Source organism: Moraxella tetraodonis, assembly GCF_022359095.1.
Lineage (GTDB): Bacteria > Pseudomonadota > Gammaproteobacteria > Pseudomonadales > Moraxellaceae > Faucicola > Faucicola tetraodonis.
Genome location: NZ_JACSYB010000001.1, coordinates 1,366,043 through 1,383,147, shown reverse-complemented (window position 1 = coordinate 1,383,147; position 17,105 = coordinate 1,366,043). Strand labels below are relative to the sequence as shown.

Sequence of the window (17,105 nt, the reverse complement as noted above, 5' to 3'; positions counted from 1 at the left end):
TTGCTGTTTTTTGATGGATGTTTGGATAGGGATTGCAAAGCCGTCTGGTTAAGCTTACCATTTTTTGTCAGGCTTAACATGTTGGGCAAATCAGCTAAAGACTGATAAATGGCGGTATATAATGATTAATAAATTACCCAAGTGGATTTTATGGGGTGGCTGCGTGCTGGCGTTTAATGCAGGGTGTATCAATAGCACCGCATTAGTCGGCTTCACGCATTTATCTGCTTCGCATGTAACGGGCAATGTGACGCTATTTGCTACAGCATTGGCGGAACAGCATTACCAGCAGATGGCGATGGTTTGTATCGTGCTGTTATCGTTTTTATCTGGGGCAGTTATCAGTGGCTTTGTGGTGGGTAGTACGGCATTAAAAGAAGGTAAGCGCTATGGCAACGCTTTGTTAATTGAAGCAAGTTTATTAATCATCAGTTTGATTTTATTTAGCTACCAGTCATTTTGGGGGCAGGTGTTTGCCGCGATGGCTTGCGGACTGCAAAATTCGATGGTCGCGACCTATAGCGGTGCGGTGATTCGCACCACCCATTTGACAGGATTGACCTCAGATATGGGCTCAGCCTTGGGTAATTGGCTGGCAGGCAGGCCGATTAATAAGAAGATGTTCGTGTTTCAAGCGATGATATGGTATAGCTTTTGCGGCGGTGGGGTATTAGGTGCTTTGGGCTATATCCACTACAAATACATGACGCTGATGTTACCCATTGTGATTGTGTTATTGTCAGCGCTGGCTTATCAAGTATATTTATTAACCCGTAAAAAAACGGCTAAGTAGCAACCTTAACCGTTTGATTTTATGTTATTCTTCATCTTCATCTTCATCTTCGAATTTTTTCGCCTCATGTAACATATCAAGTAGCGATTCATCAGAGCCCTTAGATGTAGGAGTGCTCGCATTATCTTGGTTGATGTCGGTACGATTGATGCCTTCCATTGCTTCATTGGCAACATCAGATTGGGCGTTGTCTAATTGAGATTTGTCGATAGGGTTAGCGTTAGTATTGTCAGTCACGGTCGTCTCCTTGTTGTTTTCTTTTATACGGTTGTTTTCTTTTATACGTTAGACCTAATAAGCTTAATATTATAAGTAAAACAAATGGCTTACAACAATTAAAGATGAAACGTAACCAAAAATATACTTATGAGTGACGTAGGGATAAGTTTATCACTTTGTTAGCTATATATTACTTGCTTTGTATTGCATAACAGCTAAGTGAGTTACTGAGGTTGATAAATTGCAGGCGACACTCAATGTCGCGACTGTAGAAATTCGGGCGATTTTTTCATTGAGCGGTGAGGGTGAGGTGTTTTTTTTGCTGTATAATTTTTTGAGCGACTCACTTACTATCTATAAAAATTCTTGAGTATTTACTGCATGCTAACGATTATACAAAGCAATAAAGTCGATAAGCTATTTGACCATTTGTTAAAGGCCTACAAAAATCCCAGTTATCAAAGCTCAATTTTTGAGCCATTTCAGGTGATTGTGCCATCTAAAGTCATGGGGGAGTGGTTAAAAAAACAAGTCGCAGATAAGGCAGGCATCAGCACCTTAGTAACCACCGAATTTTGGGGTCGCTATTTTTTGGGACTGATGCAGCGGGTTTTAAGAACCTATGCGCGCATCTCGGAGGACGACGATATATTAGACGTGCCAGAAGTGGCAATGCTATCCAAAAACGTCATGCAGTGGCAAATATTTGGCTATTTAACCCAGTATCGACAAGCCATTGTGGAGCAGCCGCAACATCCGCTTTATCCATTTTTATCCCCATTGGTTGAAGATAAAGAAGCAGATAGCGCAAATGCGACTGGTTTTGCATTTGATACACCAACCACCATTGACAGTTTGAGCTGGGCGAATAACCAATCGCTACTGTCTAATGACGTGATTAGCCAATCTGCTGACTTACAAACCCAAGATCAACGCATCTGGCAGCTAGCCAGTGATATGGCAAACATGCTCAATCGTTATATGACCTATCGTCCGCAGTGGCTCAGTAGTTGGGGGCAAAACAAGCCTGTGGCGGTGAGTGAGATGATTGCCAAAAAAGATGCGCTGCATAATCGCTTAAACGGGCGGGATGCGTCCAACGCCATCGAGACACCTGACTGGCTCGTTGAGCACTATGAACAGTTAGAAGCCGCGCAGCGATTTTTATGGCGACAGCTGTTTGATGATGACTACCAGTTTCGCGAGCTGCTGCATCAGCAGTTTTGGCAGGCATTAAACCATTCAGAGACCCGTATCCGCAATATCAGCCGTAGCAAGTTACCAAAGCACGTGTTTTTATTTACTTTGCAGCAGTTACCGCCGACAGAGTTACTGGACTTACAACGCTTAGGGGTGCTAACCGACGTCACGATTTTACACTTTAACCCATCAGAGCAATTTTGGGCAGATATCGTCGATAAAAACTGGCTCATGCAGATGCAAATGGAAGACGATGCCAGCAAGCATGACGCTTGGTATCTAAAAGATTATGGTCATACTTTATTGTCACGGTTTGGCAAACAGTCGCGTGAAGTGTTTGCCATGCTGGCAAGCTTATCGGGTAATGAATATGAACATGTACTGTGGCAAGATGATTTTGATAACACACCGCCCAATACGTTACTTGAATTTATCCAACATGACATCTTAATGCTAGAAGAAGTCGCAACCACCGCCAAAATCAATGACATGCTTAAACTGGTGAAAGGCGATGAAGCAAAGGCAGCAAAAGCAGCGAGTGAAGATTGTCGCCAAAACCTCGTGCAGCAAACCCAGCTTTTGCAGCAGCAGCTTGCCAATATTCAAAGTAATGGGCTTAAAGATATTGAATCCACGCTTGGTCTATACAAAGCCATTAAAGACAAACTCAAGCAAGAATCCAACAAGCAACTTGAAAACGTGGAAAAATGGCGACCCAAACCACTTGATACCAGTATTGCCATTCATGTCTGTCATAGCATGGTGCGCCAGCTTGAAGTGCTACGCAGTATGATTATCGGGTGGCTAAATTATAGCGATATGCAAGCCACACCCGCGCAGATTCCCGCCGATCCTTGGGATAGACGGGCATTGTCAGATATTTTGGTATTATTGCCTGATATCGAAACCCACCAAAACATCATCGAAGCCACGTTCCCCAAACACGTGGGCGGTGATGGCTATCAGTTGCCAGCCAAAGTGACAGGCGTGGTGGCAAAAGATATCAACCTGCTTTGGCAAGCGATTACAGGGTACTACACGCTGCTCAATCGGGCAGGCGCTCGGTTTCAGCGTAGTGAAGTATTTGATTGGTTGATGCTAGCGCCACTATATGAAAGCTTTGGGCTTAATTTGGAGCAGATGACCCGTGCTTGTGATTTGCTGACTCAGGCAGGATTTATTCGCGGGTTTGACGAGCTGCATTTGCAGCAAACCTTAAGTGCCGCCGATGATGACTATCGATACACCTTTGCTTACGCGCTTGAGCGCTTGGTCGCTGGCGTGATGATGCCCAAAGCCACGTTGGTCAGTTTTGGGGAGTATACCAATAGCTTTGGCGTGGTAGAGAAGTTTGTACCACTGACAAACTTAACCATGGCAGATGCCGACATCGTCGCTGTGCTGTGTGATATTTATCAGACGCTGGATGACAATCGTCACCTAGGTAATGACGTCAAAACCCTGCCTGAATGGCTAACCCAAATCGAAAAGCTGATTCAGCAAAAATTTAGCCTATTTAATCAAACCAATGCGTGGCGCGCCATTTTTGCCGCACAAAATGACCTAAAAGAAAATATCGAAGCCAATAGCAAATACCTCGCTACGGTAACAAGCAAAACCGCAAAAACTCCCAACCCACCTACCGAGCCAGTGCAGCAAATTGACACCGAGAATTTGCCACTTAAACTCACTTTTGTACTCGAAAATATCGCCCAATCGATTATCAATCAGCAAGTAAGTGCCGAGCCGTCTGGCGTGATTACCTTTGCCCGTATCGGTTCAGTGCGCAGCTTGCCGTATAAGTTGGTGGTGATGCTCAATTTAAATTTATCGGATTTTCCAAAGCAAGAGCAGCAAAACCGTTATAATCTGATGCAGGCAGGATTGCCGATTCGCGGTGACAGATTTCGAGAAGATGACGATTTAGGCGCGTTTTTGGACGCGTTGCTGTGCGCCAAGCAAGCGTGCTGGATATTTTATAATGGTAAAAGTACCACAGATACCCACGAGCATTTACCTGCCAGTCCCGTACAGGAATTACTCGACTTTTTGCAAAACCGAATGGCAAGTAATGACGCTATTCTTGACCCCAATAACGACTCAAATAGCCTAAGCAACAATTCTCAAAATCCCCCAAATCCCCAGTCAGCTAACTTTGAACAATGGGTGAAAGCGTATTTAGTGACCCATCATGCCGCCTTGCCATTTGATAAAAGTTATTTTGAATTGGCGCAAACTGAGCATAACAGCGAGCAAAAAAGCGAGCATAAAGATAAAGGTATTCAAAGTCCCGAGCAAATTAATGACGATAGGGTATCTGCTGATTTACAACAAACCACAGCCACTCTAAACCAGCAAATCAAGCTGTCAAAAACCGCCCTGTACCCACCTGCCAAAATTTGGCACAATCTTTATACAGCGCTGCAAGATAAAAACGCTACGTCCACTCAGCCAATCGTGCAAGTCTGGGATACAAAGCAACTAATTGACTGGCTATCACAGTGGCAACAACTGAAAAAGCGTTTGTCCAACCTGCCTGAACAGTCGCAGCAGCATTATGTCAACTTGAGTAAAATCTTTGGCAACCTAGCCGATCCTGCCAAAGCCTTTGTGAAGGCACAAAACATTTCTATCCCTGCCCAGGGTGACAATGATAGTGGTGGCAATGATAACGAGTTTGAATCGTTAACCTTGGATGCGTTAGATGGCTGGTTGTTGCGTAAATCTTTGTTAGATGCTTTTTTTGCCCAAGCCTTACTTGATAAGGGCGATAATAACCATAATAATCACAATACTCAAAAAAACGAGATGAAACTGGCAGCAAACGCGCAAAAGCCAATCATTCAAGAATCAATCAACATCGCTATCAATGAGTTATTACCAGCCGGGGTAAACCGTTACCAATCATTGCAGCAAAATCAGCAACAACTCAAAAAAGATTTGCAGGACTTTGTTCATCACTTAAAAACCATCAGCCAACAGCTCGATGCTACTGAGACAAAGTTGTTAGGGGATTTTTATTCAGATAAATTTGGGGCATTAGATGTACAAAATACGGACGAGGTCATCCACTGGGTGGCAACGGCGTTAACCCCCTGTGAAGAGCAGCGAATCGCCATCAGTGCCTTGGCGCTGGATAAACAAGCGGGACTGATGGACAGTAAAGAAAGCTGGGTCATCACTGCCAACTTGCCATTGTGTAAACCGTATCAATCAATTGAAGATCAGGTTGCAGCAGCTGCCAATCCCAGCTATTGGTTAAATTATTTGCCAACCTCTGGCAAAGAAAAATACCTGTTGCAATTTTGGTTGCATCATTTATGTTGGCAAGTGCTGCGCCGCACCACGGCTCAACAAGCACAGGCGAATGATGGCTTTTCGCTGTGGCAGTTTAGCAATAAAAAAACCGTGTATTTACCTGCCATCCCTTGTGAGCAAGCCTGTGGTTATTTGCAGGACATTGTGATGGTGTATCAACTCATCGATAGCGTCGTAACCATTGTACCGCCCGCTTTTTGCCTGTCATTTTTACAAAAACAACAAAAACAGCTAGAGGCGCCAGCCAGCCAGCATCTAGGTGATTGGCTAAAAGACAGTAACTTTAATTTTGTGGATGTGAACCAGTTTAACTACCCGATTTGGCAGCATTTAATCGGCGATTATAAACCATCGGTGGTTATTGGGTTTGCACAGACGTTGGGCGCGCTGATTTATGAGCCTATGTTATCTATGCTCAAAGAATTGCACCAACTCATTGAAGCATGACACGCATTTTTATCAAAGAAATCTTATGAAACACGATCTTCATACCCTAAGCATAAAAGTAAGTAGTGAAACAAATATCGAGGCAGACATCGAAACAAACACTCAAACAAACATCGACGAAGCACGCATTAAAGAAGACGCTGAATCTTTACTACCTCCTGCAGTCACTTTGCCATTGACGGGGCGTCATTTGATTGAAGCCTCAGCAGGCACGGGCAAAACATGGACGCTGACGGGCGTGATGTTGCGACTAATCGTGCAAGCGGGGCAGCCGTGTGAAAAAATTATCGCCACGACCTTTACGCGAAGTGCCGCCGCCGAAATGCGCCAGCGGATTCGTGAGCGTTTGCAAGATTTTTATCAATTGCTGCAAATGATTAACCATTCTACATTTACACCGTTAAACGACAGCGATTTGGATAGCAGCAAAGCTATCGCTGTGCAAAAATATGCACACTTTATTGCGCAGGTACAAGCCCTTGCAGCACAAAAAAATTTACTGGGTAAGTACCAAGACCCTATCAATAAACACTTAATCGAGTGGGTCGCCAAACAAGTCTTTGGTTTGCCGGTAGATGTAACCGCTGCAGCAAGCCCAAAAGTAAGCCCGAAAGAAAGCCTAAATACCCCAAAGCCAACCGCTGAGGATAGTGAAAACAGCACCCACAAACCTGCCAAAAACACCGTCAATTTTCGTATCGCACTGCAGCGCACCACATTGGCACTCAACCAGCTTGATCGCTTATTTGTCAGCACCCTCGATAGTTTGTGTCAAAAGTGGCTAAGAGAATACAGTAGCGAAACGGGGTTTTCTGCAGAGGTACAAATCAGTAATGATGTCAGCGGCATCATCAAGGGTATGATTCACGACCAACTTAGGGCATTTATGGCGCAGGTCAATGCCAATATGCCTGAATTGTATCCGATGATGTTTGACAATAACGTGTTTTTACCGGTTGATGATTACTATGAGGCGGTTAATCGCGCGCTAAATTTTTATACCGCTGACATCGATACTGTACCATTGACAGCGTTTGATACCACTACTATTAAGGCACTGATGCAGTCGATTGCAGATGATATTGATAGTGAGTTTGAGGCATATTTTGATAGTGACTTTCGTAAAGCCCAAGGGTTTAGTGCTAGCAATAAACTTCATAAACACTTTAACGAAATTAAAAATCTGCAAAATTTACTCAGCACGGGTGACATTACCAATGTTTTTGCTATGTATAAAGTTGGCAATATAGTTAAGGTGCTAGATGGGATTGAAGATTTATACGTCAACGATAAAGGCTTTAATAGCAAAAAAGAACAGCAAAGCGCCACATTCAAATCCTTTGACATCGTGGACAACATTTGGCAGCTTATCCAACAAACGCAAGCCTTGCAAGACTACTTTAAACAAGTAAATTTTTACTTTACCCAGTTTATTAGCCGTTACGTGCGTACTCACCTGCCAAAACGACTAGAATCACAGCGGCTAACTACCTTTGCCTTACAATTAGCGCGGTTAAACGATGCGTTATCCGGCAAAAAAGGTCAGTCGTTAGCGCGTTATATTCGCCATCAGTATCCCATCGCGTTAATTGACGAATCGCAGGATATCAACACCGAACAAGCGTTACTGATTCAAAGGGTTTATTTACAAGACTTTGAGTCAGATACAGCAGATAAAGCAGAAAAATCAAATGCTAAAAAATATCACACCCCTTCGCAGTTTTTGCTATTGGTAGGGGATCCCAAACAGGCAATTTATGGATTTCGCGGCGGGGACGTACAAAACTACACCACGCTAAAAAAATTATTTCCAGAACAACCCAAGTCACTGAGCCAAAACCATCGCTCATCGGCAGCACTGATTGATAGCCTCAATCACTGGTATGGCGTTGGCGAGCAAGATATTGACCCAAATCAAGCCGACCAGCTGCCCAATGTTAACCAACAGCCGTATTTTATGGGGCGTGAAATTTATTATCGCAAAATCTCTGCGACGCGCCAAACCACTGAGCTAGTTGTCGGCAATGCGGCGGAAAATGAAGCTGTAAGCTTACCTGCGTTCAATCATATTGCTATCGAATATAAAGCGCCCTATAGTCAGCAAATGGTGGCAGTAGCCGAGAATGACGGCATATCAAATGATACTGACTCCTCGAATGACATCATCTCATCAACTGATGAAAAAACGGTGGATTATGCCGATGCGATTGCCGCGCAAATTTTTGATTTATTTGATGATAGTAAAGCATTAAGCTACCAAACTCGTGGCTTGACGCTGAGTGATATTTGTGTGTTGGCAGTCAAAAACAGTGAGCTTCATACCATCGAGAAACGCTTACATCATCAGGGGATTGCGACGGTCAGAGGCGGTAGTAAAAGTGTCTTTGGTGATAGTATGAGTGTTGATTTGATGACCTTGCAAAGCGTGCTGTTGACGCCATTTAGCGAATCAAAATTAAAATCCTTGATGTTGTCTAGTTTTTTTCAGCTGACCCTTGAACAAATCAACCAGTTGTATGATGCGCTTAATCAAACTAACACCCAAGCGGCGCAAGGACAAGCTCACCCTCATCATCAAGCGTCAACAAACACCAGTCTGGCTGAGATTCAGCAATTGGTATTGACCGCCAGCGAGTTGTGGCAAAAATACAGTTTTTTGGTTGCGATACAGTGGCTACTCAATCAACCGCTTACTTTACCCAACCAAATCACCCTCAATTTTTGGCAGCGCCTCGCCAAACATCCAAATGGCGAGCGATTGCTCATCGATTTGCGCCAGTTGTTAGATATTATTAGCGACCAGTTCAATGGACAGGTAGGCGAGCATCAACTGTTTGAGTGGTTCTGCGCCCAAGTGCAGCAGCAGCCAAAAGAAGATTGGTCAACGCAGCAGCGCTTGCCATCCGATGAAGGGGTGCAACTGATGACGGTTCACGCGTCTAAAGGCTTGGAATTTCCGATAGTGTTTGTGGTTGGATTTACCGGGGAGAGTAAAGCCAAGTTTCATGGTGCGCCGTTATATCTGTATGCCATACAAAGCACCCATCAAGCAACGCCGCAATTGACCCAAAATCATGATAATCCGTTGTTAAGCCGCCGATTGACCGCGTTGCCCAGCCAAATAACCGATAACAACCCAATCAATTATGTCGCCATTGAAGACCAATCTGCCTACGAGGAACGACTGCGATTATTGTACGTTGCCCTTACCCGCGCAAAAGAACAAGTGTATCTTGTTACTGTCGCCAAAAAATCTGCAGTGAAAAATTCTGCTTTGGCGCCTTTCATGGACGATTTAGCAAAATTTGCTGTCAAAGAAACGTTGACTGAAACGACCCATATCATAGATTCAAATAGCCTAAGTAAATACTATGACTCAAAGCTAAAGTTCACCTCCAAAACGAATAAGCAAAATGAACAAAACGCTACGGTCGCTAAGATTGATTACGATGAAATCATCAAGGTCATCACCATCGATACCTTTAAAGGATGGGCGAATACCAGTTTTACCGCATTGTCTCGTTATATTGACCATACCAGCGTTGACACAGTGGTTAATGCCGAAGACAGGCAAGATGATGATATTTTGTCAGCGGCGCAAACCCGTTTATTGCCTGTCTCCAATAACAGGCTAGCGGGGGAGTCGAGTAACGAGGTTAATTCCATTAGATTTAACTTTGAAAAGGGCACAAACTCGGGTACTTTTTTACATAGTGTTTTAGAAGACATTGCCAATAACTACAATGAAACCCCTGAGTTGGCTATACCACAGCAAGATGCGAGAGCAGACAAGTTAAAACGCTGGTCAGTCATGGTGGATCGCACGTTAAGACGCTACCAAATACCGAGCAATTATTTTTCTACAAAAGAGAGTAGTGCAGGGCAGTATGGCAATTGGCATGATATCAACATTGATGATTTACAGCCGGATTATGTCGCGTTGGTGGATTGGCTAGATGACATTATCCATACACCGTTAGCCGCTTCGGCAGTCCCACTGGTCAATATCAAATACAACCAAAAAGTTGCTGAATTAGGGTTTAATCTACGCTTAAATCAGCATTTGTCATTTAGCGACTTAAACAGGTTGTTTCATCAATTTGATATCCCACTGCAATTGCAGAGCCAAGAAGTCAACACCATGGTTTGGCAGTATCTCAAAGGGGAAATTGACTTGGTGTATCAGCACGGCACACAGTTTTTTATCGTCGATTATAAAAGCAATTATCTCGGCAGTGATTTCGACAGTTATAACCCAGCGGCATTATATGACGCGATGACCACGCATAGTTATTGGTTGCAAGCAAGCATCTACCAAGTGGCATTGCATCGCTATTTAAAGCTGCGACTACCCAATTATGACATCAATACCCATTTGGGTGCGGTCGAATATGCCTTTTTACGCGGTATGTCAGCCAAACACGCTACCTGTGGGAAGCTAGTAAAGCAGTTTGATAGTGACTTTATCTTGGCACTCGATGATATGTTCGGCTATCCCAATGACAATTAAAATTTAACAATGACGCATAAAGAATTTATTATGAAAACAAACACGACTGAGCCAACCGCTACAATTGAAGAAACCGCTAAATTAACCCAATTAGCCAATTTTATTCAATACCGCAAGCAGCAAAAATCACAGCTAACTAATACAGAAACCAATAAAAATAGCCTAAGCAAAGGAAATCAAAACAACGGCCAAAAAACAAAAGAAGAACCGAAAATCCTACAAATTTTTGACCAAATCAATAAACAACTGTCAGAAGGTCATACTATGTATGAAATGACGGTCAATGATGAATATGAAAAATCACTCATTGCAGAGTTAACTGACAATAACTGGGCAAGCGTGATAGGGGTGAAGGAGGATGAATTATGCCACCATGACACCAATACACCTATCATTCTTCAAAAGCTTACCCAAGCAGTTGATGGAGTTGGTGAAACGCAAGTTAGCTACATTGTTTGGCTGCATCGGCAATGGTATGAAGAACAATCTTTAGCCAAGCAGCTGATGAAAATTGCCCATAGAAAAGTGGCGGCATTCAATGGTATATCTGTATCACAGGGCAAAGATAACGGTTTGGCGCCCAAGCCCAATGCGATGCAGCAACTCGCCATCGACAAGTCGAGTCAACACGCACTGAGTATTATTATCGGTGGCCCTGGTACGGGTAAGACTTTTACCGTGGCTAAGCTGGTAACCACGCTGCAAAAGGGGCACGAGCACAAAAGAAAACAGGACCCTAACTTACCACCTTTATCTATCACCTTGACTGCACCGACAGGGAAGGCAGCGCAGCGTATGCAAGAGTCATTACGTATAAGCTTGCAAAAAAGTTTGCAAGGTGAAGAAATCACTTTGGATAATGCAAAAACCTTACATCGGCTGCTAGGTATTGGTAGTGATGGCATACCACGCTATCATGCCAAAAATCCATTACCCGATGATTTGATTATCGTAGATGAAGCGTCTATGCTAGGGCTTGAGCTAGCCAGTCAGTTGGTTGATGCTATCAAACCCACGGGTCGGCTGATTTTGTTGGGTGATGCCAATCAGCTGGCTGCGGTAGATGCGGGGTCGGTTCTATCAGATTTGTGCGCGGTGACGCGTTTGCAGCCTTATATCACTGAGTTGACGGAGTCAAAACGCTTTGATTCAAATTCAGTTGTCGGTCAGTTTGCTCTCGCCATTCAGCAAAATTTGCCTGCACCTAAAAAAATAAAGCTCATACAGCGATTATTACAACCCATTGATTTGCAAGCAATTAAGCCATCTCAAAATGCAAATCCACCAGACTTGGCTGGTAAAACACAGCAAACAGCAAATATTCCTTTCTACCCAATTGATGCGTCTTCGAGTTTACCTGCTGTTTTCAACCAATTAGCGAAACCTTACCATCCATTTTTTGCGCTTATGCAGCAATGGTACAGCAAGCCTGTCAATATTTTTGAAGCGAATAATCGAAAAGAATTGTTTGAGGTATTTGATAGTTACCGCATTCTGTGTGCAGGTCATCAAGGACAATTGGGCACCCAATCAATCAACCAAAAGATGAGCCTAGCTTTTACCGAGTTTTCCAAAATTACGCGAACCAAAGCTTACTTTTATCACGGTTTACCGATTATCATCCAAAACAATGATTATCAGTTGGGGTTATTCAATGGCGATATTGCGATTTGTCTGTTGTACCAAGGGCAGTTATACGCCTGTTTTGCAGAAAAAGTGATACCCATCCAGCGATTAAGCCGTGAAAGTTGTGACTATGCCTATGCGATGACCATTCATAAGTCACAAGGCTCAGAATTTCACACGGTCGCCATTTGTATCGATAAAGCGCATACAAGGCTACTAAGCCAAGCGCTGATTTATACAGCGGTGACGCGCAGTAAATCCGCTTTATCCATATATAGCGCTAAAGAGAATTTTGAGTTAGCGGTGACGCAAAAAGCGGTGCGGCAAACTGGTTTGCAATTACAATTTGAGCATCTCAACAACATGCCATAAAGGATAGGTCATAAAACAGGCATTATAAAAAGATATCTTCTAAAAAATACGCCATAAAAAAAGGTATCCAACGATACCTTTTTATTTATGACAAGCAGTTTTACACATTTTTTAACGCATATATCCCTGGCATATGGCGTAGATAGCCGTGATAGTCCATACCGCAGCCATACACATAACGATCTGCCACATCTAGACCCACAAAATCGACTTTAAACTCTTGAACTTTTCGGTCATGGAGTTTATTGAGTAGCACACAGGTGCGGATAGATTTTGGATTTTCTTTTGCCAGCTCATCGACCACCGCTTTTAGGGTAATGCCTTCATCAAAAATATCATCAATCAATAAAATATCTTCGCCCGCCAAATCAATTTCAGGTTTGAATTTCCATTCAAGTTCATTAGTGCCTTGGTTATTGCGATAGCGAGTAGCATGGATATAGTACATACGATGATAAAAAGTAAACTGGGTAAGCAGTTGACCTGCTGGAATCAACCCGCCATTCATCACCACCATCACAATGGGATTTTGACCTGCATAGTGCAGGTTGACACTGGCTGCCAAACGCTCGTAAGCACTACTCACTTCAAAACTACTGATGAGACATTCAGAATTGCGTAGCGCTTCTTCGATTTGCTGATTGCTAAGTTGATTCATGGTGGACCTATTAATTTAAAAAAATAAGTGGGCTATTGTAACGCAGTTTTATCCAATTGAATAATAACGGTTAGCAATACCTAATCGTTAAATATTAACGCTTGGTAATGTTTGGTAAAACGCTCAAGCGATTCTTGTGGCATTTGGGGGATTAAACGGCGTAGCGCGATATCAATTACTTTAACGATGATACCATCGGTCACTGGAATTGCCGCACGTTTAAGCATATTTAAATTGAGCGTTTTGGTAAAATCGACCAAAAAATGCTGCAAACAGGCTTTGGTTAGCTCGCCAAATAACCGAATCAAATTTTGCTGCTCTTCAAGCCCTTTACCTGCTTGGACATTTTCTATGGTAGCCAGTAAATTCTTTGCTAGCTCGTCACTCAGCGGCACCGAGATACGACGTTCACCCGATTGGGTGTTTTTTAACACTTTTTGGTCAAAAAAATCAAAGCTAGGTAACACATCTTCATTTTTTGTAGGGCTTAACAGTGTGTTAATCAGTTTGTCGCTGGTCGCTTCAATGGTTTCTGCGGTTTTAATCAAATGCGCTTTTCGTTCTGAATCATCCGGTAGCGATTCGATTAATTTAATCAGTAGCGCATCCATCAGCTCTTTACTGGTCAACTGGGTGATTTTATCGCGATAACCATCATAGCGTTCGCTACTTTTGCTAGCAATCAGCTCATACGCCTTATCAATGGTGGCGCTCAATTCTACGGAAGGGGTAAACCCAAAATAATAGCTCATAATATTTTTTCGTTATCCAATGATTTCTTCAGGGTAATCAATCACTACCCAGCCATTTTCTATCCAATCACAAATTATATCAGTTTCGACATCGGCTGCTTGCAAAATTTGCTCATCGATTGATTCACCATTGGCAAGCCGAATGAGGAGTGATTGCGCGTTAGCGGGTATATCGTCCGCGTCAATAGCACAGCCATTGACATAAATTTTTGCTTGAGTTTTTGAATCCGCTTGGGTTTGGGTAAAGATAATACGGCTAGACATGTCTTGCATGATGACTGCACCCGCTGCCAAAGCGCTTTGTATCTCATCAATATCGGCATACGTGTCAGGGAGCATCAGCTCATATTGACGCTTGCTTACCGTTTCGCTAATCGCTTGAGTGATTATTTCATCGCCAAGTTCAGAGTTTAGCAGCGCAATCAGCTGCGCTTTGATATCGTGAACGCTGGCTATCGACAGCTCGCCTGCAACGGCGGCGGGTTGGTTGATTTTGAAGGGAATGGCTAAATCATCAAAATGGGTAGCCACATCTGCCAAACTATCGAGCAGCTGTAATGGGGTGGGGCGCCTAAAGCCAAACGAAAAAGTTAAACAATCGTCAACGGCCACCCCGTAATGAGAGAGATTGGTCGGTACATACAGCACATCGCCTGGCTCAAGCACCTCATCAAATATCAGCTCACCCATTTCATTCATCAAACGAATCGGTTGACCTGCTTCAAATTGGGTTGTTTGGTCGCAATACTTGCCCAATTGCCAATGACGTTTGCCGTATCCTTGCGCCAAAAAGACATCGTAATTGTCATAATGCTTGCCAACGCTGCCACCTGAGGGCGCATACGACACCATAATGTCATCACGTTGCCACTGCGGAATAAAATCAAACGCATGCCATAGGTTGCCAAGCGCTGGCGACCATTGTTCCATATTTTGCACCAGCACCGTCCAATGTTTTGGCAGTTTTTGAAAGTCTTTGGCGGTAAGAGGGCTGGTTTTAAGTGACCATTGCTGGTTATTTTCGCTGATGAGTCGGGCAGTGGCGTCTTCATCTTGGGCAAGCCCGATGATATCGTCTGGCTCAAACATACCAACTAATTGCGGCAAGCCCTGCTTGATTAGCAGTGGTTTTTTTTGCCAGTACTCGATCAAAAATTGTTCGGGGCTGATATCGCTAGGCAAACAAAAGTGCTGGGTCATATTTTTTCGTTCAGTGGGATAGGTAACGCGCATTATAGCAAAGGCAGTATACCAAAATCCTATAATAAAATTTTTTTCATCAAAGTGTAAAACAAGCGTAAAAATATGAAACATATTGAACTGGAAAGTTTCATATTTTTTGTTGTATTGGTTATAACGCTCGTATATAGTCAATACTCACAAGGAAGTACTCACAGGAAAGTTAGACGAGCAATATTTGATTGACTCGTTGTTTATACAACAACAGTTATACCACAACAAAGGAATGTTCTATGACAGCTATTTTAAATCAGCACGAAAACTACCTACAAGCCGACCAAGCTTATGGTTTTCCCTTGCTTATCAAAAATTTATTGTCTCGCGCCAAAGTGGTCTCTGGCGACAAAAAAATCCATTACGCTGACAAAACCAGTTACACCTATCAAGAGTTTTTCAAACGTGTCAATCGCTTAGCCAATGTCTTAAAAGGCTTAAATCTACAAAAAGGCGATGTGGTTGCGGTCATGGATTGGGATACACACCGTTATTTGGAATGTTATTTTGCCATCCCGATGTGTGGCTATATCTTGCAAACCGTCAATGTGCGTTTGTCAGAAGACAAAGTGCTATATACCATCAATCATGCCAAACCAAAAGCGCTACTGTTAAATTCAGAATTTTCACCGATGATCAAAAGCCATACCCAAGATGCGCCATCGGTCGAGCATGTGATTTGGTTGGATGATAACAACACGCCAATGCCCCCATACGCCCAAGGCGAATATGAAGCCATGCTAGCACAAGCCAGCGATGAGTACGAGTTTGAAGATTTTGATGAAAACACCATTGCCACAACCTTCTATACCAGCGGTACAACCGGCAATCCCAAAGGCGTATTTTTTAGCCATCGTCAAATCGTCCTGCATACGCTCGTCGTCGCAATTGGCTGTGCGCTGAATGTCGAAGGTCAAGGGCTACGCTACTCGGATGTCTATATGCCAATGACACCGATGTTTCATGTCCATGCTTGGGGGTTTCCATTTGTCGCAACCATGCTAGGGCTGGAGCAAATCTATCCAGGTCGCTATGTGCCTTCCACCATGGTTGACTTGGTACAACAACACAAAGTCACCATCACCCATGGCGTGCCAACGATTTTGCAAATGCTACTGGGTGAAATCAACAAACGCCAAGAAAAATTCAACGGCTTAAAAATGGTCGTCGGTGGCTCTAAGCTTAATCAAGGACTTGCCAAAATGGCTGTAGCCAGCGGCATCGAAGTGTCTACGGGTTATGGCATGTCAGAGACTTGTCCAATTATCAGCATTGTCAACTTTGATGAAACATTCCAACACATGAACGAAGAGCAACAAATTGAGCATCGCTGCTTGTCAGGCTCGCCGGTGCCATTGGTCGATTTGCAAATCTGGCATAACGGCAAACGTATGCCAAACGATGGCACATCCACAGGCGAAATCGTGGTGCGTTCACCTTGGTTGACGCAGAGTTACTACAAAAACCAGGATGCAGGAAACGAGCTGTGGGAGGGCGGTTATCTGCACACCCAAGATATCGGTTGGATGGACGCAAAAGGCAATGTCAAAATCACCGACCGGCTAAAAGATGTCATCAAATCGGGCGGCGAATGGATCTCTTCACTTGAAGTAGAAACCATCATGTCATTACATCCAAGCGTTGCCGATATTGCTGTGATTGCGATTCCTGATGCGCGCTGGGGTGAACGTCCGATGGCATTAATTGTGCTCAAACCCGATTATCAAGACACCAAAGCCGAAGACATCATCGCGATTGCGCAGCAAGCGTATGAGCGCGGTCATTTGCCAAAATACGGTATTCCGCAGGATGTGAAATTTATCACGGAATTGCCAAAAACCAGCGTGGGTAAAATTGATAAAAAAGTCATCCGCGACCAATATGCCCAAGGGTTATTTGCTTAGACTGTTACTTAATCACGATAAAGTAAAAAAGAAAGTAAAAAAGGTAGAATTTTTTCTACCTTTTTTATTACCC

General features: G+C 43.4%; 9 protein-coding genes. 5 read left to right on the top strand and 4 right to left on the bottom strand.

The genetic code is table 11. From position 1 onward, the window contains the following. The first annotated feature begins 121 nt into the window (after positions 1-121). Positions 122-793: a YoaK family protein gene (locus H9W84_RS06130; protein ID WP_239742404.1), complete on the top strand. Its 672-nt coding sequence runs from the start codon at positions 122-124 to the stop codon at positions 791-793. A 24-nt stretch (positions 794-817) separates the two neighbouring features. Here H9W84_RS06130 and H9W84_RS06125 read toward each other — a convergent pair whose 3' ends face one another. Then, the gene (locus tag H9W84_RS06125; protein ID WP_239742402.1) at positions 818-1,030 is read right to left on the bottom strand and encodes a hypothetical protein; all 213 of its coding nucleotides are present in this window, start codon (positions 1,028-1,030) and stop codon (positions 818-820) included. A 363-nt stretch (positions 1,031-1,393) separates the two neighbouring features. Here H9W84_RS06125 and H9W84_RS06120 point away from each other — a divergent pair, with 363 nt between their 5' ends. Genes H9W84_RS06120 through recD form a run of 3 tightly spaced genes read left to right on the top strand, consistent with a single transcriptional unit; the run spans position 1,394 to position 12,485 of the window. After that, positions 1,394-5,977 carry an exodeoxyribonuclease V subunit gamma gene (locus H9W84_RS06120; RefSeq protein ID WP_239742399.1) on the top strand — a complete coding sequence of 1,528 codons (4,584 nt, stop codon included), beginning with the start codon at positions 1,394-1,396 and terminating at the stop codon, positions 5,975-5,977. A 25-nt stretch (positions 5,978-6,002) separates the two neighbouring features. Next, a complete protein-coding gene (locus tag H9W84_RS06115) occupies positions 6,003-10,487 on the top strand; it encodes a UvrD-helicase domain-containing protein (protein ID WP_239742396.1) in 4,485 nt (1,494 codons plus the stop codon). A gap of 30 nt (positions 10,488-10,517) precedes the next feature. After that, positions 10,518-12,485, top strand: a complete 1,968-nt coding sequence (recD, locus tag H9W84_RS06110) for an exodeoxyribonuclease V subunit alpha (RefSeq protein WP_239742394.1) — start codon at positions 10,518-10,520, stop codon at positions 12,483-12,485. A 100-nt stretch (positions 12,486-12,585) separates the two neighbouring features. Here recD and H9W84_RS06105 read toward each other — a convergent pair whose 3' ends face one another. The 3 genes from H9W84_RS06105 to H9W84_RS06095 all read right to left on the bottom strand — a co-directional run bounded on the left by H9W84_RS06105 (position 12,586) and on the right by H9W84_RS06095 (position 15,095). After that, positions 12,586-13,143, bottom strand: coding sequence for a hypoxanthine-guanine phosphoribosyltransferase (locus H9W84_RS06105; protein WP_007115322.1), 558 nt, complete (start codon positions 13,141-13,143; stop codon positions 12,586-12,588). 80 nt (positions 13,144-13,223) lie between these two features. Further along, positions 13,224-13,895: a hypothetical protein gene (locus H9W84_RS06100; protein ID WP_099834016.1), complete on the bottom strand. Its 672-nt coding sequence runs from the start codon at positions 13,893-13,895 to the stop codon at positions 13,224-13,226. A 12-nt stretch (positions 13,896-13,907) separates the two neighbouring features. Continuing rightward, on the bottom strand, positions 13,908-15,095 hold the full coding sequence (locus H9W84_RS06095; RefSeq protein ID WP_239742391.1) for a cupin domain-containing protein: 1,188 nt from the start codon (positions 15,093-15,095) through the stop codon (positions 13,908-13,910). A gap of 272 nt (positions 15,096-15,367) precedes the next feature. On the opposite strand from H9W84_RS06095, the gene H9W84_RS06090 reads away from it, so the two are divergent. Beyond that, positions 15,368-17,032 carry a fatty acid--CoA ligase gene (locus H9W84_RS06090; protein WP_239742388.1) on the top strand — a complete coding sequence of 555 codons (1,665 nt, stop codon included), beginning with the start codon at positions 15,368-15,370 and terminating at the stop codon, positions 17,030-17,032. Positions 17,033-17,105: the final 73 nt, after the last annotated feature.